Origin of the sequence: Mycobacterium sp. (genome assembly GCF_965229265.1) — a bacterium.
In the GTDB taxonomy this organism is placed as follows: domain Bacteria; phylum Actinomycetota; class Actinomycetes; order Mycobacteriales; family Mycobacteriaceae; genus Mycobacterium.
This window is the reverse complement of record NZ_CBDDIY010000010.1, coordinates 1,996,746-2,018,477: the sequence shown is the minus strand read 5'-3', so window position 1 is coordinate 2,018,477 and position 21,732 is coordinate 1,996,746. Positions and strand designations below refer to the sequence as shown.

At 66.7% G+C, this 21,732-nt stretch carries 24 protein-coding genes; 17 read left to right on the top strand and 7 right to left on the bottom strand.

Translation table 11 applies throughout. From position 1 onward, the window contains the following. Positions 1 to 146 precede the first annotated feature (146 nt). Positions 147 to 893: an SDR family NAD(P)-dependent oxidoreductase gene (locus ADBZ9K_RS11320; RefSeq protein WP_526620298.1), complete on the top strand. Its 747-nt coding sequence runs from the start codon at positions 147 to 149 to the stop codon at positions 891 to 893. On the opposite strand, the gene ADBZ9K_RS11315 is transcribed toward ADBZ9K_RS11320, so the two are convergent. Next, positions 890 to 1,378 (bottom strand): MarR family winged helix-turn-helix transcriptional regulator, encoded by a 489-nt coding sequence (locus tag ADBZ9K_RS11315; protein ID WP_526620297.1) that lies wholly within the window; start codon positions 1,376 to 1,378, stop codon positions 890 to 892. The genes ADBZ9K_RS11320 and ADBZ9K_RS11315 overlap by 4 nt on opposite strands. A gap of 178 nt (positions 1,379 to 1,556) precedes the next feature. On the opposite strand from ADBZ9K_RS11315, the gene ADBZ9K_RS11310 reads away from it, so the two are divergent. The 12 genes from ADBZ9K_RS11310 (at position 1,557) to ADBZ9K_RS11255 (ending at position 13,922) form a co-directional block, all read left to right on the top strand. Then, the gene (locus tag ADBZ9K_RS11310) at positions 1,557 to 2,348 is read left to right on the top strand and encodes a DeoR/GlpR family DNA-binding transcription regulator (RefSeq protein ID WP_526620295.1); all 792 of its coding nucleotides are present in this window, start codon (positions 1,557 to 1,559) and stop codon (positions 2,346 to 2,348) included. Beyond that, a complete protein-coding gene (galT, locus tag ADBZ9K_RS11305; RefSeq protein WP_526620294.1) occupies positions 2,345 to 3,451 on the top strand; it encodes a galactose-1-phosphate uridylyltransferase in 1,107 nt (368 codons plus the stop codon). The genes ADBZ9K_RS11310 and galT overlap by 4 nt, the downstream gene beginning before the upstream one ends. Further along, on the top strand, positions 3,448 to 4,566 hold the full coding sequence (locus ADBZ9K_RS11300) for a galactokinase (protein ID WP_526620292.1): 1,119 nt from the start codon (positions 3,448 to 3,450) through the stop codon (positions 4,564 to 4,566). The genes galT and ADBZ9K_RS11300 overlap by 4 nt, the downstream gene beginning before the upstream one ends. Before the next feature lie 9 nt (positions 4,567 to 4,575). Further along, entirely contained in the window at positions 4,576 to 5,250 is a 675-nt protein-coding gene (locus ADBZ9K_RS11295; protein ID WP_526620290.1) for a cysteine hydrolase family protein, read from the top strand. Then, positions 5,243 to 5,704 (top strand): nuclear transport factor 2 family protein, encoded by a 462-nt coding sequence (locus ADBZ9K_RS11290; protein ID WP_526620288.1) that lies wholly within the window; start codon positions 5,243 to 5,245, stop codon positions 5,702 to 5,704. Before ADBZ9K_RS11295 ends, ADBZ9K_RS11290 begins: the two co-directional genes overlap by 8 nt. 33 nt (positions 5,705 to 5,737) lie before the next feature. Further along, complete coding sequence (locus tag ADBZ9K_RS11285) at positions 5,738 to 6,376, top strand: pyridoxamine 5'-phosphate oxidase family protein (RefSeq protein WP_526620286.1); 639 nt, start codon at positions 5,738 to 5,740, stop codon at positions 6,374 to 6,376. A gap of 5 nt (positions 6,377 to 6,381) precedes the next feature. Continuing rightward, positions 6,382 to 8,142 carry an MOSC domain-containing protein gene (locus tag ADBZ9K_RS11280; RefSeq protein ID WP_526620284.1) on the top strand — a complete coding sequence of 587 codons (1,761 nt, stop codon included), beginning with the start codon at positions 6,382 to 6,384 and terminating at the stop codon, positions 8,140 to 8,142. A gap of 204 nt (positions 8,143 to 8,346) precedes the next feature. After that, positions 8,347 to 10,308, top strand: a complete 1,962-nt coding sequence (locus ADBZ9K_RS11275) for a glycoside hydrolase family 2 protein (protein ID WP_526620282.1) — start codon at positions 8,347 to 8,349, stop codon at positions 10,306 to 10,308. 43 nt (positions 10,309 to 10,351) lie between these two features. Further along, entirely contained in the window at positions 10,352 to 10,687 is a 336-nt protein-coding gene (locus ADBZ9K_RS11270; protein ID WP_526620280.1) for a hypothetical protein, read from the top strand. 105 nt (positions 10,688 to 10,792) lie between these two features. Further along, a complete protein-coding gene (locus ADBZ9K_RS11265) occupies positions 10,793 to 11,077 on the top strand; it encodes a hypothetical protein (RefSeq protein ID WP_526620279.1) in 285 nt (94 codons plus the stop codon). A 183-nt stretch (positions 11,078 to 11,260) separates the two neighbouring features. Then, entirely contained in the window at positions 11,261 to 12,019 is a 759-nt protein-coding gene (locus ADBZ9K_RS11260; RefSeq protein ID WP_526620920.1) for a DUF427 domain-containing protein, read from the top strand. Between the two features lie 328 nt (positions 12,020 to 12,347). Beyond that, positions 12,348 to 13,922: a hypothetical protein gene (locus tag ADBZ9K_RS11255; protein WP_526620277.1), complete on the top strand. Its 1,575-nt coding sequence runs from the start codon at positions 12,348 to 12,350 to the stop codon at positions 13,920 to 13,922. Between the two features lie 29 nt (positions 13,923 to 13,951). Here ADBZ9K_RS11255 and ADBZ9K_RS11250 read toward each other — a convergent pair whose 3' ends face one another. The 4 genes from ADBZ9K_RS11250 to ADBZ9K_RS11235 form a co-directional block, all read right to left on the bottom strand. Continuing rightward, on the bottom strand, positions 13,952 to 14,374 hold the full coding sequence (locus ADBZ9K_RS11250) for an organic hydroperoxide resistance protein (RefSeq protein WP_526620275.1): 423 nt from the start codon (positions 14,372 to 14,374) through the stop codon (positions 13,952 to 13,954). Between the two features lie 16 nt (positions 14,375 to 14,390). After that, positions 14,391 to 14,822, bottom strand: coding sequence for a MarR family winged helix-turn-helix transcriptional regulator (locus tag ADBZ9K_RS11245; protein WP_526620273.1), 432 nt, complete (start codon positions 14,820 to 14,822; stop codon positions 14,391 to 14,393). 93 nt (positions 14,823 to 14,915) lie between these two features. Further along, positions 14,916 to 16,037 carry a hypothetical protein gene (locus tag ADBZ9K_RS11240; protein ID WP_526620271.1) on the bottom strand — a complete coding sequence of 374 codons (1,122 nt, stop codon included), beginning with the start codon at positions 16,035 to 16,037 and terminating at the stop codon, positions 14,916 to 14,918. Between the two features lie 119 nt (positions 16,038 to 16,156). After that, positions 16,157 to 16,804 carry a DUF3060 domain-containing protein gene (locus tag ADBZ9K_RS11235; protein ID WP_526620270.1) on the bottom strand — a complete coding sequence of 216 codons (648 nt, stop codon included), beginning with the start codon at positions 16,802 to 16,804 and terminating at the stop codon, positions 16,157 to 16,159. Between the two features lie 121 nt (positions 16,805 to 16,925). Here ADBZ9K_RS11235 and ADBZ9K_RS11230 point away from each other — a divergent pair, with 121 nt between their 5' ends. From ADBZ9K_RS11230 to ADBZ9K_RS11220, 3 genes are all read left to right on the top strand, one after another. Further along, complete coding sequence (locus ADBZ9K_RS11230) at positions 16,926 to 18,158, top strand: MFS transporter (RefSeq protein WP_526620269.1); 1,233 nt, start codon at positions 16,926 to 16,928, stop codon at positions 18,156 to 18,158. Between the two features lie 691 nt (positions 18,159 to 18,849). Further along, a complete protein-coding gene (locus tag ADBZ9K_RS11225) occupies positions 18,850 to 19,977 on the top strand; it encodes a YncE family protein (protein ID WP_526620268.1) in 1,128 nt (375 codons plus the stop codon). Positions 19,978 to 20,000: 23 nt separating this feature from the next. Then, positions 20,001 to 20,390, top strand: a complete 390-nt coding sequence (locus ADBZ9K_RS11220) for a nitroreductase/quinone reductase family protein (RefSeq protein WP_526620266.1) — start codon at positions 20,001 to 20,003, stop codon at positions 20,388 to 20,390. Between the two features lie 3 nt (positions 20,391 to 20,393). Here ADBZ9K_RS11220 and ADBZ9K_RS11215 read toward each other — a convergent pair whose 3' ends face one another. Then, positions 20,394 to 20,708, bottom strand: coding sequence for a hypothetical protein (locus ADBZ9K_RS11215; protein ID WP_526620264.1), 315 nt, complete (start codon positions 20,706 to 20,708; stop codon positions 20,394 to 20,396). A gap of 323 nt (positions 20,709 to 21,031) precedes the next feature. Between ADBZ9K_RS11215 and mbp1 the strand changes: the two genes are divergently transcribed. After that, the gene (mbp1, locus tag ADBZ9K_RS11210) at positions 21,032 to 21,265 is read left to right on the top strand and encodes a microaggregate-binding protein 1 (protein WP_526620262.1); all 234 of its coding nucleotides are present in this window, start codon (positions 21,032 to 21,034) and stop codon (positions 21,263 to 21,265) included. Between the two features lie 48 nt (positions 21,266 to 21,313). Here mbp1 and ADBZ9K_RS11205 read toward each other — a convergent pair whose 3' ends face one another. After that, positions 21,314 to 21,649: a YnfA family protein gene (locus ADBZ9K_RS11205; protein ID WP_526620260.1), complete on the bottom strand. Its 336-nt coding sequence runs from the start codon at positions 21,647 to 21,649 to the stop codon at positions 21,314 to 21,316. Between the last annotated feature and the right edge of the window lie 83 nt (positions 21,650 to 21,732).

The window sequence follows — 21,732 nt, the reverse complement described above, 5'->3', positions numbered from 1 at the left end:
GTGCCACATCGCCGGCGGCCGGCCGGGGGCCCTCGCCCTGTCGCGGCGAAGCCGGTGGTCAGGCACCCGGGGGAATACCGTGACATGTCACGTAGTTGTGGGGTGGGTAGCAGTTCCACAGGTTCTCCCACGGGTAAGGAGCAGACATGACTCAGTTGAACGGAAAGACGGCGCTGGTCACCGGCGGTACGTCCGGTATCGGGTTGGCGACGGCGAAACGCCTCGCCGCCGACGGCGCGCACGTCTTCATCACCGGGCGCAGACCGGAGGGTGTCGACGCTGCCGTTGCCGCGATCGGCGCCAACGCGACGGGGGTCCAGGGTGACATCACCGATGCCGCCGACCTGGACCGGCTCGTCGAGGCGATCGTGCAGCGCGGCCGGGGTCTGGATGTCGTCTTCGCCAACGCCGGGGGCGGTGAGTTCGCCACCCTGGAAGACGAGACACCCCAGCATCTGACCGATACGTTCAATCGCAATGTCGGCGGCACCGTCTTCACCGTGCAGAAGACGCTGCCACTGTTGAACGAGGGCGCCTCGATTGTGCTCGCCGGTTCGACTGCGGCCTCTGCCGGCGTCCCCGCCTTCGGCGCCTACGCCGCATCGAAGGCGGCGATCCGTTCGCTGGGTCGTACCTGGGCCGCCGAGCTGGTGGGTCGCAAGATCCGCGTCAACACGGTGGTGCCCGGCCCGGTCGAGACGCCGGGTCTTGCGGGTTTGGCGCCGGGTGGGCAGGAGCAAGCGCTCCTCGACGGACAGGCCGCAACCGTGCCCATGGGCCGGCTCGGCCATCCTGACGAAATAGCTTCCGCCGTAGCTTTTCTCGCCTCCGACGCGAGCAGCTTCATGACCGGCTCGGAGATCGTTGTCGACGGTGGCTCGCGCCAGGTCTAGTCAGGCCGTGGCAACGTGCCCTCGCGCAGGATGTTCTCGTAGACGCATGCCAGGATGTCGGCCAGCTCGGCTTCCTGGCTGGCGTCGAGGTCGGAGAAGAACAATGTGCGAATCCACTCGGCGTGCCGGGGCGCGGCAGCCTGCAGCATGTCCCAACCCGTGTTGTTGAGTACCGCGTCGATAGAGCGGCCGTCGGTCTCGGAGGGCGCGCGGTCGATCAGACCCCGGCCCGCCATCCGTTGCAGGTGGTGGGACAACCTGCTGCGTTCCCAGCCGATGGTGGTGGCAAGCGCGGTCAGTTGTTGCCGACGCCCCGGTGCCTGGGACAGCGCATTCATGACCGTGTAATCACTGAGCGACAGCGCGCACTCGGCCAGCAACTGCCGGTTCATCTCGTATTCGAGGCGGTGATAGACGCGCATGTAGTTCAGCCACGTCCGCTGTTGGGATGCGTTGAGCGGATAGTCTTTACGACGCGCGGCCACGTAGCTGACTCCTCCAGAATTCGAGTGACTTGTCACGCATCTTATGTCCGCGGGCTCAGGCGCGGTTCGGAAAGTGCCCCACGGTCCCCACCGAAATCCCACATAATCAAACGCACTCGAGCAATAGAGCCCGAGAAAGATGTTTGATAATGTGCGATCCGGACGAGGAGGTGATCCGATGCTCGCCGAGCAACGCCGTCAGGCGATTCTGCAGGCGCTCGGCGCGCGCGGAGCGGTACGGGTGTCGGATCTGGCCACCGATCTCGCCGTCTCGGAGATGACCGTGCGCCGCGACCTCGACGTGCTTGACGAGCAGAACATGCTGCGCAAGGTGCACGGCGGAGCGGTTGCTCAGCACAACAGGGGCGAGGAGCCGCGGTCAACGGCGAAGGCCGGCCAGCAGCTCCCCGAGAAGGCGGCGATCGCCGCTGCGGCGGCGGCCGCCGTGCAGGACGGCATGACCATTGCGATCAGCGCCGGCACCACCACCACCGAGTTCGCCCGACGACTCCGTCAACGCTCCTCGATCACCGTGGTCACTAACTCCCTGAGCGTGTTCCACGTGCTCACCGAACCCGCCGATGAGGAGACCGCCGCTCCGGTGGTGTACCTCAGTGGCGGGGTGCGTACCCCGTCCGACGCCCTGGTTGGCCCCGTCGCCGACAATGCGATTGCGGCGTTCCGGGTCGACGCCACCTATCTGGGCGTGCATGGAATCGATCCCGACGCCGGACTGACGACACCGAACATCGCTGAGGCGCAGACCAATAGAGCCTTGATCAGTGTCGGGGCGCGCCTGGTGGTGCTGGCCGACCACACCAAGTACCGCGAAGTCGGCACCAACGTCTTCGCCAACCTCGGACAGGTCGGCACGCTCATCGTCGACGACGGCCTGGGTGATGCCGACCGGGTGGCGCTCGCCGGGCGCGTCGAGGAGCTCGTGATCGCCGGCGCGGGGACCCACCGATGAGCGCGGCGACCCCCACCCCGTGGATGTTGGCCGACGGGCGCGAGGAACTGTTCTTCGCCCTCCCGGGGCACCAGCCGGCGCCGGTGGCCGACCGGCGGCCGCTGCCGCGCCGCGGCGACCAGAGCACACAGCTGCGCTTCGACCGGCAGACCGGGCAGTGGGTGATCGTCGCCGCGCTGCGCCAGGACCGCACCTACAAGCCGGCGCCCGACGAGTGTCCGTTGTGCCCGGATCCGTCGGGCCTGGCGGGGGAGGTGCCTGCACCCGCCTACGACGTGGTGGTCTTCGAGAACCGATTCCCCAGCCTGGCCGGCGCAGCCGCACACCCTGGGCAGGCCTGCGACGTGCCCGGCACCGACGTCGGTTTTGTCGCCGCGCCGGGACACGGTCGCTGCGAGGTCATCTGCTTCTCCAGTGACCACCAGGGTTCCTTCGCCGGGCTGGCGCCGTCGCAGGCTCGCCTGGTCGTCGACGCGTGGCGCCACCGCACCGAAGATCTGCTGTCCCGGCCGGGCATCGCCCAAGTGTTCTGCTTCGAAAACCGCGGCGAGGACATCGGTGTGACGCTGACCCACCCGCATGGACAGATCTACGGCTACCCGTTCCTCACCCCGCGCACCACCGCGATGCTGGCCCGCGCCCGAGACCACGAGCACCGCACGGGGAGAAATCTGTTCGCCGACATCCTTGCCGACGAGGTCGGCAACGGCGCCCGGGTGATCGCCCGCAACGAGCTGTTCACCGCCTTCGTCCCCTTCGCCGCGCGGTGGCCGGTGGAAGTCCACATCTACCCGAATCGATTCGTGCACAACCTCACCGAACTCAACGAGACCGAGCTGAGCGGATTCGCCGCCCTCTACCTGGACGTGCTCGCCCGCTTCGACCGGATGTACCCGACACCCCTTCCCTACATCAGCGCTCTGCACCAGTACTCCGACACCGACACCCAGCGGCTGGGGTACTTCCACGTGGAACTGATGTCGGTGCGGCGCAGTGCCACCAAGCTGAAGTACCTGGCCGGCTCCGAATCGGCGATGGATGTGTTCATCAGCGATGTCACTCCCGAGGTTGTGGCGCAACGGCTGCGGGAGCTGGCCCGATGAGCGCGGGCGACGTGCATTACGCGGCGCCCGGCCGGATCAACCTGATCGGTGAGCACACCGACTACAACTTCGGGTACGCGCTGCCTATCGCGTTGCCGCAACGCACCGTTGCGCATTTTCGGCCCGACGGCAGCGACACCCTCACCGTTCGCAGTGATCGCGAGCGCGATCCGGTGCGAATCGCGGTGGCCACCCATCCCGGGGATGTCGACGGGTGGGCGGCCTACGTGGCCGGCGTCATCTGGGCGCTGGGCCAGGCCGGACACCGCGTCGGCGGGGGCGCCATGACGATCACCAGCGACGTGGAGGCCGGGTCGGGGTTGGCGTCTTCGGCGGCGCTGGGCTGCGCGGTCCTCGGCGCCGTCCTGACCGCAGCGGGGATCACCCCGGATCGTCTGGCGCAGGCGCGCATCGCCCAGCGTGCAGAGAACGAATATGTCGGTGCGCCAACCGGTTTGCTCGATCAACTCGCAGCGTTGTACGGGCAGCCGCGTCGAGCCATGCTGATCGACTTCCTGGACAGCTCGGTGCGCCCGGTTCTGTTCGACCCCGACACCGCTGGGCTGGCACTGCTGGTGATCAACTCCCGGGCCCAGCACCGCCACGCCGGCGGCGAGTACGCGGCACGGCGGGCTTCCTGCGAACGGGCGGCCCGCGACCTTGGCGTCGGCTCATTGCGTGAGGTGCAGCACCGCGGCATCGAGGTCCTCGACGCGGTGGCCGATCCGCTCGACGCCCGCCGCGCCCGCCATGTGCTGACGGAGAATCGCCGTGTGCTCGAATTCGTCGACGCTGTAGCGGCTTCCGACTTCGCTGGCGCGGGGACGATCATGACTGACTCGCACCGCTCGATGCGCGACGATTTCGCGATCACCACGGCGCAGATCGACCGGATCGCCGACGTGGCGGTGTCGGCCGGGGCGCTCGGTGCCCGGATGACGGGCGGAGGGTTCGGGGGTTGCGTGATCGCGCTGGTTGCCGCCCAGGACATCGAGGCGGTCGGTGACGCGGTCCGGCGCGCGATGAACGACGGCGGATACCGCGAGCCGGGCATCGCACGAACCCATGCCTCGGCCGGCGCCGGGCCCGCAGTGGTGGCGTCTCCTCCGGTGTAGTAATTGACAATGGACTATGACCCTGCCGATACGGCCGTCGTCGTCATCGACCCGCAGAATGATGTGCTCAGCCCGACTGGCAAGAACTGGGAGGTCCTGGGGGCCAGCGTGACCGAGAACGGAACGGTCGGGCACCTGGTGGACATCTTCACCGCCGCCAAGGCGGGCGGCTTCGCGGTGTTCATCTCGCCGCACTACTTCTATCCCACCGACCACCGGTGGTTGTTCAACGGACCGCTGGAGTCCGATGAACTACGCACCGACACCTTCGCCCGGCGCGGCGCCCTGACCCTGGACGGCTTCACCGGATCCGGCGCCGACTGGCTCGATGAGTTCAAACCCTTCATCGACGACGGGGCCACGATCGTGGCCAGCCCTCACAAGGTATGGGGACCGCAGACCAACGACCTGGTATTGCAACTCCGCAAGCGCAAGATCGCAAAGGTCATCCTGTGCGGCATGCTGGCCAACATCTGTGTGGAGTCCCATCTGCGCGACCTGCTCGAGCAGGGATTCGAGGTCGCGGTGGTGCGCGACGCCACCGCCGGCCCGAGACACCCCGAGCGAGGCGACGGCTACCAGGCCGCCCTGGTGAACTTCGCATTTCTCGCCCACGCTGTTCCGACGACGAATGAAGCGGTGGCAGCCATGACAACCCCCACGAAAGGTCCGGTCCGTGACTGAATCGCGCCCACCGTTTCCGCCCTACGACCTGCAGACCGCGCGGCAGAAAGTCCAGGCCGCCGAGGACGCCTGGAACACCTGCGATCCGCACCGGGTCAGCCTGGCGTACACGCCGGACAGCGTGTGGCGCAACCGGGACCAGTTCGTCACCGGGCGGGATCAGATCGTCGAGTTCCTCACCGCCAAGTGGCAGCGCGAACTCGACTACGCGTTGCGTAAGAGCCTGTGGGACTTCCACGGCAACCGGATCGCCGTCCGATTCCAGTACGAATGCCATGACGCATCGGGACAGTGGTGGCGCAGTTACGGCAACGAATTGTGGGAGTTCGACGACAATGGACTGATGCGCCGGCGGGAGGCCAGCATCAACGATGTCGCCATCGAAGAATCCGAACGGCGATACTTCGGTCCCCGCACCGACGCCGAACGTGGGCAGGACATCGCGTTGCAGTGACATCACCGCCGACGGCGCCCGATAGGAGACGACATGAGCAAGCGTTATGCCGCCATCGCGTTCACCGACAATGTCCGCGCTGTCCAGGCCGAGCACGGCAGCCAGGGCTTTTACGGACGCAAGTTCGTCGCGGGCAAGGCCACACCCGGCCCTGATCCGCTGACCGATCTCGAGAAGGACTACCTGCGCGAGCGCGACGGCTTCTATCTGGCCTCGGTGGGGGAGATCGGGTGGCCCTATGTGCAATTCCGCGGCGGACCACCAGGATTCGTCCACGTCCTCGACGACCACACCATCGGGTGGGCCGACTTCCGCGGCAACCTTCAGTACATCAGCACCGGCAACCTCACCGGTGACGACCGCATCGCCATCATCGCCCTCGACTACGCCCAGCAGCGCCGGCTGAAGATCTTCGGGCACGCCCGCATCGTCATGGCCGACGAGGACTCCGGCCTGATCGACTCCCTGGCCGACGAACGCTACGACGCCGTGGTCGAACGTGCCGTCGTGGTCAGCGTGGAGGCCTATGACTGGAACTGCCAACAGCACATCACCCCTCGCTACACCGTCGGCGAACTGGAGTCGGCGCTGGCGCCGATGCGTAGCCAGCTGGCCGAGCTGCAGGCCGAGAACGCCCGCCTGCGTGAGCAACTCGAGAACGCGGCCGGGTGACCACGATGGCCACCGTGATGTCGGTCAACGTCGGGATGCCCCGGGACGTCACCTGGAATGGCCGCACCGTGCACACCGGTGCATGGAAGGCGCCGGTGGACGGGCCGCGCACGATTCGGCGACTCAACGTCGACGGCGACGGTCAAGGCGACCTCGGTGGCCACGGCGGGGAGAATCGCGCGGTCCTGGTGTATCAGCGGGCCTCCTATCGCCATTGGGCGGACGTCCTGGGCCGTAGCGATCTGACCCCGGGAGTGTTCGGCGAGAACCTCACCGTCGACGGACTGCCCGACGACGAGGTATGCATCGGCGATCGGTACCGCATCGGCGAGGTGATCCTGGAGGTGACCCAACCGCGGGTCACCTGCTACCGCGTCGGGATGCGCCTCGGGGAACCGCGGATGGCCGCATTGCTGGTGTCCCATCACCGACCGGGCTTCTATTGCCGCGTGCTGGCCGAGGGCGATGTGCAGGCCGGTGCGGACATCGTGAAGATCGGCGACGGGCCGCAACAGGTCAGCGTCGCCGAGATCGACGCACTGCTCTACCTGCCGGGTCATCCCCGTGACGCACTCGAACGCGCCCTGCGCATTCCGGCGCTGAGTCCGGGATGGAAGACCTCGCTGCAGAGTCTGCTCGAGCAGGGCGCGGCGGAAGCCGGGCCGTCGGGCAACAGCGGACTGACCGGTATCGCCGCACCGCCGCCGGCCTGGCCGGGATTCCGCCCGCTGAAGGTGCGTGCGGTCCGCGACGTGAGCCGACACGTCCGTTCCGTCCTGCTGGCCGACCCCGGCGGTGCGCCGCTGCCGAAATGGTCTGCCGGACAATCCGTTGTGGTGCGTGTCCCCGCCGGGCCCGGCGGGGCGTCGTTGGTTCGCAACTACTCGCTGTCGAACGCGCCCGGGTTCGCTGACTATCGCATCGGGGTCAAGCGGGAACCGCAGGGGACCGTCAGCGGCTACATCCACGACCATATCGAGGCCGACGACCTCATCGAGGTGGCCGCACCACGAGGCAGCTTCTTCCTCGACGACGGCCGGTCACCGGTGGTGCTGATATCGGCCGGGGTGGGCGTCACGCCGGTGTTGTCCATGCTCTATGCACTGGCTCAGCGCGCCGATCGGCCGGTGTGGTGGCTGCACGGTGCACGCGATGGGTCGGAGTACGCCTTCGTGGCGGAGGTGCGAGACCTGTTGAAACGTTTGCCCGACAGCCGATCCCGCGTCTTCTACAGCAGGCCGGGTGGAGCCGACCGGGTGGGCGCCGACTACGACGAGGCGGGGCGGTTGTCCGCACAGGCCCTTCGCGAGCTGGGCTTACCGACCGAGTCGCAAGTATTCGTGTGCGGACCCGAGGTATTCATGGACGAGGTCACCGAAGGACTGGTCGCGTGTGGGATCGCGGCCGCGAACGTCCATGCCGAGCGATTCGGCGCTCACGCGGCCATCACGCCGGGCATCGCGGCAGCCGACATGAGGCCCCCGCATCTTCCCGACGGCCCGCCCGGGCCGGGACCCGCCGTCCAGTTCGCGCGCAGTGCGCTGACGGCACCCTGGCGCCCCACCGACGCCAGTCTGCTCGAATTCGCCGAGGCCTGTGACGTACCCACCCGATGGTCGTGTCGCACCGGGGTGTGTCACACCTGCGAGACCGCGCTGCTGTCCGGGCAGGTCCGCTACGACCCCGAGCCGCTGGAACCACCCGCCGAGGGGAACGTACTGGTGTGCGTGGCACAGCCTGCCGAGGACGTCGTCATCGACCTCTGAGTGCACCGAGACGGGTGCGGAAGGCATCGTCGTTGCGACCAATCGGTGACTCGCTCGGCGAGTCTGCGGCGATGTCGCCCTTTGAGGTGAAAACTGATCACCTTGAAGAGGTTTCGCGATACCGGTGATCGTGGTCGCTGTACAAGACGCGGCGCCGTGCGGGGGCGCGCGCCGCACGTAGGTCTCTACCGTGGGGGAACAGTCATGGCCGATGACATCGCGCCGCCGCAGCGCAGACGATCCCGGCTCCGCCGCGCGCGGCTGGGCTTGCTGGCAATGGTGTTGGCGTCGGCGGCTGTTGTCGCGGCCGGAAGTGCGCCGGCCAACGCGGTGGTGATGTGGCATCCGAAGGCTGCACCCATGCCCACTCCGTGGACCACCTTGGTGGGACCGGACAACGCGTTACCCGATTACCCGCGCCCGCAGATGACGCGCTCGGACTGGTTGAACCTCAACGGAGTGTGGGGTTACCTGGGCCGATCCGGGGGACCAATGTTGGCGGCGCCACCACCCCCGGCCGTATACCGCGAGCAGATTCTCGTCCCGTATCCGGTCGAGTCCGCGCTGTCGGGCATCGCCCGCCATGACGACGAGATGTGGTACCGCAAGGTCGTGAAGCTCCCGAGCGGTTGGCTCGGTCGGCACGTCCTGCTGCACTTCGGCGCCGTCGACCAGATCGCCACGGTCTGGGTGAACAACCGGCAGGTGGCCCATCACGAAGGTGGTTACACCGAGTTCAGTGTGGACATCACCGATGCGTTGCGGGGGACGGGCGCGCAGGAGATCACCATCCGGGTCCTGGATCGCAACGAGGCCAACCCGTTCCCGGTCGGCAAGCAACGCAACGACCCCGAGGGGCTGTTCTACACCGGCGCATCGGGCATCTGGCAGACGGTGTGGATGGAGCCAGTGCACCGCACCTACATCAACAAGCTCGACATCACCACGGAACTGACGAGTGTCATTGTCACGCCGCGGGTCGCCGGGACGAAGGGCCAGCGCACCATGGTGTTCGTCAGCGAGCCCGGCGGGCGTGTGGTCGCTGTTGCGTCCGCCGGGGCCGGTGACACGATCCGGGTGCCCATCCCCACTCCGCGCCTGTGGACGCCCGACAACCCATATCTCTACGATCTGCGGGTCGTACTGGTGAACCCGTCGGGCAAGGTTGTTGACGCGGTGTCCAGCTATGCCGGGCTGCGCACGATCGGCACCGTGCGCGACGCGCAGGGCAGGCCCCGAATCGCGTTGAACGGCAAGATCACCTTCCTGCATGGCCCGCTGGACCAGGGCTACTGGCCGGACGGCATCTACACCGCTCCCACCGACGAGGCGCTGAAGTCAGACCTGCAGCGGATCAAGGACCTGGGAATGAACTTCGTGCGCAAGCACGGCAAGGTCGAGCCGGCGCGGTGGTACTACTGGGCCGACAAGCTCGGGCTGATGGTGTGGCAGGACATGCCGTCCTTGGACGTGTCGCTTGATATCCCGGTCGGTCCCGCCCCGGAGCCCGCGCCCGCGGCGAAGGCGAACTTCGAGCGAGAGCTGCTGGCGATGATCGACCAGTTGCGCAGCGTGACGTCGATCATCGGCTGGGTCCCGTTCAATGAGGGCTGGGGCGAATTCGACACCGCCAGGATCGCCAACGTGGTGAAGGCTGCGGACCCGACGCGAATGGTGAACGCCAACAGCGGCGTCAACTGCTGCAAATCCCGCACGGACAGCAAAGCCGGCGACGTCTACGACGATCACACCTATGTCGGGCCCGGCCGTCCGAAGGTGCCCGCCGACCGCGGTAAGGCCCGCGAGAAGAACTCCGCTGTGGTGGACAACCGGGTGCGGGTCGACGGCGAGTACGGCGGCCTCGGATTGGTGCTGGACAAGAATCGGTGGCCCGGACGGGCACAGGCCTATGAGATGGCCGACAATCCCGCGCGCTTGACCGACCGCTACGTCCAGCTCAGCCGTGTGCTGGAAGACATCGTGCGCCGAGACGGGCTCTCGGGAGCCATCTACACCCAGACCACCGATGTCGAGAACGAGGTCAACGGCTTTCTCAGCTATGACCGGTGGCTGGTCAAGATGCCGATTCCGGTTGTTGCGGAGCGAAACCGGGCGGTCATCGCCGCCGGGACGCCCGGGTCGGAACCGCCCGACATCCGCCGGTGACTGGTCTAGCCTTGTCCACGACAGACAGGGAAGGGGTTCGGCTATGACGAGCCGAGGCAGTCTTGGGCTGGCGGCTGCGGTCTGCGCCGCGGCCATCGTCGGTGGTGCGGCCACCGCGCAGGCTGCCCCGCCCCCGCCAAGTCCCGATCAGGGCAGTGCGGAATGGACGATCACCGACGGCTACTTCCTCAAACAGATCGGGTGCACGCCGCAAACACCGGGCGACCCGCTGTCGATCACCTGGGACCCACCCGGCTTCATCCCGGGGTTCGGCGGGGGCGGAATGATCAACGACGCGAACCCGCAACTGGGTGGCCATTTCTCGGCCCACTGGGTGCCGGTCCCGGGCTATTGGGATGTCGAGTACGAGTTCTGCTGACGCCGAAGACCTTTTCCCAATGCTGTGGGACCTTCGACCGTAGTGTCAGAACACCTCCGCGGAATAGCGTCGATGACGGCACTACCCCGGAGAAAAGGACCCGATATGACCACTGAAACGCAAGCCGAACCGTCGCCGTCCACCGAGCTGCTCGAAGAGGTACACGAGTCGGCCAAGGTCGGCCAGAACGCTGCCGCCGACGCACTGCGGACTTTCCGCGAGGCGGTCAACGAAGCCGTGCCGGAGGCATTGCAGCCGCTGCGCACCAAGCTGGTCGACGCCGCGATCGACTTGGCCGACAAGCTCGTCACCGCTCAATATCAGTTCAACCGCAACCTCATCCGCAGCGCGGACCGTGTACTCGGATCCGCCCAGGACGAGAGCAAGTAGTTATCGCCTGCACTCCGATGAGGCGCTGATCACGCCGAAATCACCGCCGGACAGCACATTTCAGGTGTGCGGTCCGGCGGTGATCGACGTTGGGCGCCCGTCGGCCATACCCTGGCCGTGAGATGGCGGGTGACCCGATCCATGGCAAGGAGTCCGAACGTGAGCACAGCATCCGAGCGACCAGTGACCGATTATCCCCACTCGGCTGCCGCCCGCGGCCGGATCGAACCGGCGCCGCGGCGGGTCCGTGGCTTCGTGGACGATCAGCTGGTTTTCGACACGACGACGGCGCGCTACGTATGGGAGGTCCCGTACTACCCGCAGTACTACATACCGCTGGCCGACGTACGACCAGGATTCCTGCATGACGAGGACCATCCGCAGCGCGTGCAGTTCGGTGCGTCGCGAATGTTCACCGTGGCGGGGGAGCGCCAGAGGCACACTTCGGCCGCGCGGGTCTTCGATGCCGGCGAGGGCCCGGTCGCCGGCCTGGTCCGGTTCGAGTGGGCGGCACTGACCTGGTTCGAGGAGGACGAGCCGATCTACGGGCACCCGCGCAACCCCTACGCCCGGGTCGATGCGCTGCGCTCGCACCGGCACGTCACCGTCGAGCTCGACGGTGTGCTGCTTGCCGATACCGCAAGCCCGGTGTTGGTGTTCGAAACCGGTTTGCCGACAAGGTATTACATCGACCGTACCGACGTGGTGTTCGACCATCTCGAGCCGTCCGCTGCCCAGACGCTGTGCCCGTACAAAGGCGTCACATCGGGTTACTGGTCGGTGCGCGCCAACGGCGAACTACACGCCGACCTGGCCTGGACTTACAACACGCCGCTGCCGGCCGTCGCGCCGATCGCCAACCTGGTCGCGTTCTACAACGAGAAGCTCGACGTCACCGTCGATGGGGTGCGGCTGGCCCGGCCGACGACTCACTTCTCGTGATCGAGACGGGTACCTAGCGCCGCTCCGGTGGTTGCTTTGGGAGTCGGCGAAGCGTCCAGACCCACGGGCCGAGGTTTTGCTGCCGGGCCAAACTGGCGCTCAGGTTTTTCTCAGTATTGGCTGTTTTTGCACATCTGACCGTGTAGCATCTGGTCCGTCTGGGTGCCCAAACAACTGGCTGCGGGCCGTAACACGCATCAACCGAGGGGGAATTTTGAGCGTTCGAGTTTCGGCCAAGTCTTATCTGACAGCGGGTCTGGCGCTCACAACAGCAACCGCTATTGCATTTGCTCCCGCTGTCGTCCAGGAACCACCGAGGCTTCCCGCGTTGGCCACGGTCTCCGCGCCCGACATCGAGTTGGCGGCGGCCATCAGCCCCGCCGACATCCAACAGCTGATCGATGCGCTGGAGAACGCCGCCCAGACCGCGGTGACCGGCGTCCGCAACGCGGTGCTGCTCCCGTTCCAGGGTCTGGTCGACGTCACCACCGCCGCGCAAGACGCGAGCTCCCAGTTCTGGCAGATGCTCATCAACGCCACCGACAACCCGCAGTTGAAGACACTGTTGCAGGGGCTGCAGGGAGTCCAGTACACCAATCTCGGCTATCTGGTCGATGCTGCCGGCCAAATCCAAGACACCGCCGAGTTCTGGGTCGACGACATGGCCTCGCTGGTCCAGGACACCTTGAACGAGGCGATCTACTGGACCGTCACTTCCGTTGCCGGCGTCATCAACAACCCCCTGGCCCTTACCAGCTACACCGACCTGCTCAGTGCGGCCACCTACATCGGTTTCGATACGGTCGGCAACCTCACCTGGCTGGCCAACGACGCGATCCAAGCTCCTGCCCAGCTGCTGGACGCGGCTTACTCGGGCCTGACCTATGCAGCCGGCTACTCGGTGGCGAACTGGAGCGATTTCGTCGCCCAGACCCTGGGCGGGCTCGCCGCAGGCTCCGGCTCGCCGGTCGTGCAGGGCCTGACCAACGCCCTGCTCAGCCTGACCACCACACCGCTGTCGATTCTCGCCGCCGGTGCGGCCGACGTCTCGTACTGGACGCCGGTCTACACCGCGGTCATTCCCGTGCAGCAAGTCACCTACGCCGCCGCCACCGTCCTGTCGTCGCTGGCGTACGGCGCTTCGACCAGCATCGGTGACGCGATCGCGGCCATCGGCGCGGCCCCGCTGGACCCGGCGAGCTACATCACTTCGCTGCAGGGCTTCGTCACCGCAAGCTTCAATGACGGCAACGCGGTGATCTCGGCCGCGGACAGCCTCGCGCAGATCGCCCCGTGGACCTTTACCTCCATCGCACAGCCGACGGCCATCCTGCTCGATTCGCTGTCGCAAGCGGCCGGCCAGGCCGCTTCCGGACTGCTGGCCGCCGCCGGCGCACCGCAGGACGTGGTCGACGCACCAGCGAACTTCGCCAACAACATCTCCGATGCCGTGTGGAGCGCCGCCACCGCGGCCTCCAACGCGGCGGACTCGTTGTCCGCCGGGATCGACGACCTTGCCGATAAGGCCACCGAGGCCAACACCCAGATCGGGGAGCAGATCAACGCCTGGCTGGGTGGTCTCGGCGGCGCGCCGTCGGCGTCGGCCGCGGCACGCACCGCGAAGTCCGTACCCGCAGCCGTATCGGCGGCGGCCGACGAGGGATCTGCCCCCGAGACGGCACCCGCCGACGGCGCCGACAGCTCTGCCGATGTCGTCACCGCACCGAAATCCGCCGGTGCACGCAAACCCGCGCACTCACAGGCCGCGGACTCGCCGGCCAAGGCCGCGGCATCGAGCGCGGGCGGAAACAACTCCGGTGTAGGCGGTTCCAAGCGGGCGCACGGCGGCGGCGCCGGGTCCGATGGCGGAAGTTCCGCGAAGCGGCACGCAGCGGGGGAGTGAATCCCGCCGCTGCGTGACGGCCGGCTTGGTCAGTCGTCGGTGACGGTCAAGGTGACGTCGATGTTGCCCCGGGTTGCGTTGGAGTAGGGGCACACCTGGTGCGCCTTGTCGGCCAGCGCGACGGCCGTGTCATGGTCGACGTTGGGGAGCACGATCTCCAACTCGACGGCCAGGATGAAACCGCCCGCATCGTTGCTGCCCAGCGAGACCTTGGCTCCCACAGCCGAATCGGAGACATCGGCGTTTTCCTGGCGGGCCACCAGCCGCAGCGCGGAGTGATAGCAGGCGGCGTAGCCGACGGCGAAGAGTTGCTCGGGATTCGTGCCGACGCCTGAACCGCCCATCTCCTTGGGGATGCTCAGATCGACGTCGACCTTGCCGTCGGAGGTGCGTCCGTGTCCGTCGCGACCTTCGCCGGTTGCCAGTGCCTCCGCGGTGTACAGAACCTTCATGTCCCTTCCCTTCTGTTCATTCGTTGGCGAGCAGTGTGTCGCTCAGACGCAGTACCGCGTCGCGTAGAGCAACGATCTCGTCCAGGCTCATGTCCGACACCGCCAGTAGCCGCTCGGGAATGCAGGAAGCCTTGGTCTGCAAGCGTTTCCCGGTCGGAGTGAGGACCACGTCGACGCGACGTTCGTCGTCGGCGGCGCGTTCCCTTGTCACGTACCCGATCGCCTCGAGGCGCTTGAGCAGTGGCGAGAGGGTGCCCGAATCGAGGTGCAACCGCTGGCATATCCGACCGACACTGACGCGGCCCTCTTCCCACAGCACGAGCAGCACCAGGTACTGCGGGTAGGTGAGGTTGAGTTCGGCGAGCAGGGGGCGATATGCCGCCGTGACGGCCCGCGACGCGGAGTACAACGCGAAGCACAGCTGGTCGTCGAGACGGGGAGCAGTCACGCCGAGAAATATAGGACACAATCTAATTGTGCACAACTAAACGGGTGAAAAATCAACGGAACGGCCGGGGCCGTTCCGTTGATTTCCGGGTGGTTAGCTCCGCTTGCTGCCGCCGACGCCACCGGACTTCTTGGCGCTGGCTGCCCCCGCCGATGCCGAGCGAGCCTTGTTGCCGCCGGCAGGTTTCTTCGCCTGCTGCGCAGTCGCAGCAGGGGGAATGCTCAGACCGTTGATGTTGATCTGGCCCTGCTGCGCGAGCAGCGTCGCATTCTTCTGGAACAGTGACGCCGCCACTCCGAACACCCCGGCTTCGACCTGGTTGCCGTTGCCCAATACGTCCGCTGCCAGACCGATACCAGCGCTCGTGACGGTGTTACCAGTGCCGCCCACGCTGTAGGAAGCCGCGGCCAGGCCGCCGGTGACCGCATTCCCGCTACCGCCGGCATTGAGTGCGAGCCCAAGTTCCTCGCTCGCGACGGTGTTACCAGTGCCGCCCACGTTTAAGGAAGCCCCAGCTAAGGTGCTGCTGACGGTATTCCCGGTACCGCCGGCATTGAGTGCGAGCCCAAGAACATCACCGACGAGCGTGTTCTTGCTTCCGCCGATGTTGGCGACAAATCCGAGATATTCCGTGGAGAGCGTATTGCTCCGGCCGCCGATATTGACCGCGACGTTGCCGGATCCCAAGGTACTGACCTGGAGCTGGTCGCTAGAGGTGCCGTAGCCGAAGAGGTTCACCGCAATGTTCCCGACGCCGCCAGTCTCGATGATGCTGCCGGCGGTTGTCGCTCCCGGGGTGACATTGAGGGCAAAACTCAGACCCAGATTGCTGGCGGACGGGGAACCTAGTGTCGCCGCCACGCCGTTGGCGCCGATCTGGGTCGCGATGCTGAAGTGGCCCTGTGCGCTCGCCGAAGCGTTGGTGCCGAGGGCGGTGGCGAAGGTGAACAGCTGACTGGTCTGTGCGCTGGAACCGTTGCCGATGGCAATGGCGGTGCCGAAGAGTCCGGCGGCGTTGGCCGTGGCACCGTTGCCGATCGCGATGGCGATGCTGGTCGGGGAGCTCGTGCAGCTGGCGCTGTTGCCGATGCCGAAGAAGGAGGCGCAACTGGCGTTGGCGGTCGGGGCCGAACTCAGGCTGGTCATGGCCAGGGCACCAGCGGTCACGCCGGCGAGGACAACTGCGCTGCTGAACTTCTGTGTGGATGTGGCCATTAGCTCCCCCATGTCGGTGTTGACGTGAGGGAAACTTAACGCGCCGAGCGGTCGCCGGCATGGATCTTTGCTAGATTTTCGCCACCGTGCCGTCCGCGACCGCACGTCGAGTGCGATCCTCAGCCCTGCTCGACAGTGTTGGAGAACCCCGACTTACTGACCTCCGGCGAGCCTGAGTGGAACGTGACCTTGTTGTCCATCCCGGAGGCGTCGATGGTGTCGGCAGCGTCGACGATTACCACGTTGTTCATCCCGGACACCGTGAGCCGACGGCAGCGACCGGTGAGCACCACGGTGTTGTCCATTCCGCTGACGCTGACGACGCTGTCGTTGCAGGCGATCGTCTTGTCCTGGTTGATCCCCGCCACACTGATGTCACCACCTGGGGGCGCGGTCTGCACAGTGGCTGCCGACGTGGACGGCTGCTCCGGGAGTGCCGGGGTGGGTTCGGAGGGGCGGCTGGTCGGAGTGAACGGTCCGCCGCCGCCGGAGATACCGGGCGTCGTCGGCGTGCCCGACGACGAGCGGGTGGTTGTGAACAGGTTGGTGGCCACGATTGCCCCGCCGCCGACCAGCAGCCCAACGACCATCAGTGCCAGAACAATCCAGCCGATGCGCATCCCGGGCGAGGGCGAGGGCGGGGGCGGGGACGGTGCTGCCCAGCCGCTCGGGGTGGTACCGGTGCCCAGTTCGGTGGTGTGGGCCAGGTCGGTCAGGGGTCGCTCGAGTTCCTGGATCCGCTTTTCCGGATCGTCCTCTGGGTTCATCGGCGTGCTCCTCGGTCAGATCGTGGACAAGACTATTGCCCGCCGGAGGCCGTCGCGGGGGTTCGGCCCGGCCGGCCGGTATACCGTCCGCTCGACATAATCCTGCGGCGATGAGGGGCGAATGTCCGATGTGACAGCTGAGCACGAGCCGGGTCGTGCCTATCGCGTGCTGCTGGCGCAGGGCACGCTCTACACCACCGGCACACAGCTGGCCAACGTGTCGGTGGTGTTGCCGTTCATCTGCGCCCAGGAGGGCTACTACTGGGCGGCCGGTCTGCTCTATCCCGCCTACAGCGTCGGCATCGTGGCCGGCAACTCGTTGTCGCCCTACGTGCTGCAGCGGGCCCGTCAGCTCAAGCATTTGGTCATCGCCGTCACCACCGGCCTGATGGCTACGCTGGTGGTCGTCAGCGCCGTCTCGGCCTGGACCCGGCTGTTCATCGCCGGCATCTTCCTGTCGGTATCGCTGGCCAGCGGCGTCGTGTCCGGAATCTCCAAAGTCGCCTACTCCGAGGTCGTTTCGAGCAAACTCGAGGACCATCGCCGCAGCGATCTGGTGCTGACCCAGGGGGCCATCGGCGCCATCGGCGCCATCGCGACCACCCTGGTGCTGCTGCCGTTCTTGGCGCAGCGCGACCCGCAGCACAGCCACGTCGACCTGCTTTGGCTGGGCTCGTCCGGACTGCTCGCCGCGGCGATCGCCGCAGTGTTCATCGGGCCGGTGCCCGCTTCGGCCGAGACCAGGGTGACGTTCCGCGACACCTACCGCGACGGGATCCGCGCGGCGCGGTCGCAAGCGTGGTTCCGCCGCTACGCTCTGATCCAATTGCTGTTCGTCCCGGTCAGTTTGGGCACGTCGTTCTACAGCATCCACGCATCGGTCAACCACAGCGATACCGCGGGAAGCCTGCATGTGCTGGTGATCTCGTCAAGCATCGGCATGGTGGCCGGCTCGCTGTTCTGGCGCTTCGTCAGCCGCTATCTGGGCGTGCGCGGAATGCTCGTCAACAGCGCTCTGCTGGGCACCGCGGCGGCGGCGGTGTGCGTGGTCATGGAGTACCGCGACGACCTGAACCACATCTGGATCTACGGCATCGTGTTCATCCTGGCGACGATGGCCAACCAGGCGATCTTCAGTGCGGGCTTGGCCTGGGTCGGCGCCTTCGCCGCCGAGCATCACCGGGCCACCCTGCTCGGGTTCGGGTCGCTGTTGATCGCCGTCGAATCGTCGGTGCTCGGCGCGGCCTTGGGGGCGGTCGCGCAGAACGCCGCGGTCGTGGGTCCGATCATCACCATCCTGGTGCTCAACATCGTCGCCGGGATCGCCGCGGTGTGGGCCGCGCCGTCGAAGTAGCGCGCACACACCTCGGCAGCAGCAGTTCCGGACGACCACTGCTGGGCCAGCTCGGACGCGGCGCGGCACTGTCCACCGGCCATCATCTGATGAACAATCCCCGTGTCCCGCAGGAGGCGACGTTCTACGACTGGCCATCCGGCCTGCGTGGGAGGCAGCGATCCGGTGCGCAGTCGCGAAACCGTCGAACGGATGCTGTGATGTGGACCACTGGCGAATTGTTGAGACCCTCTCGCTAACACCGCCGATCAGCGAACTTGGCCGTGCTCAAGATCACTATCGGGACGCACCGCCGGAATTCAGGGTGCCGCGCATCGCCCTAATTTAAGGGATTTCCTTAATAATTTAGACGCTACTGAGGCATTGTGATTTGTGCCTCTTTTGCCCTTGGTGCGGTAAGAATTTCTCAGCAGCCCAGCTTAACGCCGGATCTTATCGTGATCTTGATAATTGGCATCACCGCACGTCAACGCGCATTTCACGGCCGGCTTCACGCTAATGCAACGAATTGATAACGGTCGCACCTTAGGGCTGGCTGAGACAACGGGCGCAGTTGCCAATTGGGTTCTGAAAAGCCGCTAATTCTCCGTGAATTGGCTCGCTACACTCGACGAGGACCGTTACCGCCAGGTAACGCGAAACGACTCAAGACAAAGCTCGGCTGAATCCAGGCCGACGGAGGTGCGAGACCATGGCAAACACAACAGGAGTTACGGAAGGTGCCGGTGTTGCGGTCGCCGAGCGGGTCGCTGCTGCCCACTCCCTGTGGTTGTCGTCGCTGCCGACGATTCGGCGCGCCCCCATCGGCGACCTGCTGCCGCAGCTGCTCGGTGGCCTCGCACTGGAGCCGCTGACCGAGCCGATCGCAGCACCCGTCGTCGCCGCCATTGGGACGCTCGCCGCCGGGCACGGACCCGTCACTGATATGGCTGTCAGCCCCGACGGTCGCTACCTCGTCACCGCTCACAACGGCGCCGACGTGGTGTGCCTCATCGACACCGCCACGCTGTCGCTGTCTGCCACCATCGACGGAATCAGCGCGCCAGGCGCCGTGGTCGTGGCCGGGCGCGCCTACGTCAGCGCGGCCTCCGATGACGAGGACGCCGTCGTGGCGGTCGACACCCGTACCGGTGTCCCGCTGGCAGCCAAGAAGTTCGACATGACCACCGGTGGCCTGGCCGTGAGCCCGGCCGGTGACGTGCTTTATGTCGCACGCACCGGCGAGGACGACGTCGATATCGCCGCCATCGACATCGAGTCCGGCGATATCACCGCGATCGCGATCCCGGCCGCGCCGGGAGCCTCCGTCGTGGCGCTGCGCATCAGCGCCGACGGAACCCGCCTGTTCGCCGCGCTGGTCGCCCCCGCCGGCGCCGCGCTGGCGATCGTCGACGCCCGGACTCGCCGCGTCGAGCGCACCGTCGCGATCACCGGTTCGATCGGCGATATCGCCGTGGCGGCGCACGGGCGTACCGTCTTTGCGACCGGCTGGGATGCCGAGTTCGGCGGCGCCATCCACGTGATCGACGTCGCCGGTGGACGGCTCACCGACACCATCGGGGTCGGCGGCATGCCCACCCAGCTGGTGCTCAGCCGCCGCGGGGAATGCGCCTACGTCGTGGACCGCGATGAGATCGCCGTCCTGTGCACCGCTACCTCGGAGATCGTCGACAGCATTGTCCTGGGCCCCGAGCTGTCCTGCCTGGCGGCCGACCCGGTGCGGGACCGGCTGTACGTGGCCGACTACGCCGGCGGAATCACCGCGCTGCGGATCGAGACGACGGCGAAACGCGCACAGCTGACCGCCGCGGCGTCCTGACCCGCGGCCTGCACCATCGCGTGATGGCCACAACTGCGCGGCAGCGCGTCGTCACCTTCATCCAGCGCCGGTTTGCCAATCCGCTGATGCGGGCCGTCCCGATCCAGACCCTCCTGGAGACAACCGGGCGAAAGTCCGGGCAACCGCGCCGTACCCCGATCGGCGGCCGGCTGGAAGGCAACTGCTTCTGGCTGGTCTCCGAGTTCGGTACGCGATCGCAGTACGTCCGCAACATTGCGGCCGACCCTCGGGTGCGGGTGCGCGTCGGCGGTCGTTGGCGCGACGGCATCGCAACCCTGTTGCCCGACGACGATGCGAAGGCCCGGCTGGCTTCCCTTCCCCGGATGAACAGCGCGGCGGTGCGCGCGATGGGGGACAACCTGCTCACCATCCGCGTCGACCTCGCCGGTTGAGCGCTAGCGGCCGGTGCAGTCCAGCGACACCGAGATCGTTTGGCTGGTCACCACCGGAACCAGAATGGTGCGGTCGTTCCCGCGTCCAGGACCCACGTAGGGCACCCACTGGGTCACGGTCTGTGGATTGCGCACACTGGTGACCACGCACTTCGACATGGGACCGGTTCCGACGCGGTCGATGTTGACGGTGTAGCCCTGCTGCTGCAGCTGGTTGATCGTGCTCTGTGCCGAATCGTCGGCCCACGCCGTCGCAGCAGGCCCCGCGATGATGCCACCTATTGCCGCCATCGCGGCAAGCGTCCATGCGGTCCGCATAACCGCGCCTCCTCGTTTCCGACCCAATGATCCTCCAGGTACATCGCCGTCGCGCGGGAAAACGTTCCGTCGCGCGTCGGCGGTTTCGCCCCAAGCGGAACCCCCGGGTGTCGGCCCTGGTCCAGCCATCGCCCGGGCCGCAACGAATTGCTTTCGTGCCGAACATGTTTACTCACCGCACCAGAGGGAATCCACTGCGCGTGGGCGGCTGAGGCAGCCGGGTCGTTGCAGATCTCTGCTGATGCGATCGCCCACCGAACGGGGATGTCAGGGCGCATCAGGTGCCCCATCCTGCACAGCAATCACATTCTCGAGGAGGACCCATGGGAGAGAACAGCGGACCCGCAGAGGGCATCAAGGGCGTCGTCGAGGACGTCAAGGGCAAGGCCAAGGAGGCCGTGGGCACGGTGACCGGTCGAGGCGACCTCACCGAAGAGGGCAAGGCTCAGCAGGACAAGGCCGAAGCTCAGCGTGACGCGGCGGCCAAGGAAGCCGAAGCCGAGAAGGCTCGCGGCGAGGCCAAGGTTCAAGAGAAGCGCCAAGAGTCGCACCAGTAGCGACCAGCAACGAGCCCGGCCGGTGTATCCGGTCGGGCTCGTCTGCGTTCACCCCCGACGCGGGGCGTACATGATCAATGCCACCCCGGCCAGGCAGATTGCCGAGCCGATGACATCCCAGCGGTCGGGGCGAAATCCGTCCGCGGCCATTCCCCATAGCAGAGATCCGGCGACGAACACCCCACCGTAGGCGGCCAAGATCCGGCCGAAGTTCGCATCTGGCTGCAGCGTGGCGACGAATCCGTAAGTCCCCAAGGCGATTACACCGAATCCGGCCCACAGCCAACCGCGGTGTTCGCGCACCCCCTGCCACACCAGCCAGGCGCCCCCGATCTCGAGGAACGCCGCGGCGACGAACAAGATGATCGACTTGAGCACGCTCACCCGGTGAGCATGGCATGCCGGCGAGTTCGGCGCCGGGAGCCCACCGGCTGGCGCATCCTGGGGATCTACGCCGGCGGTGCGCG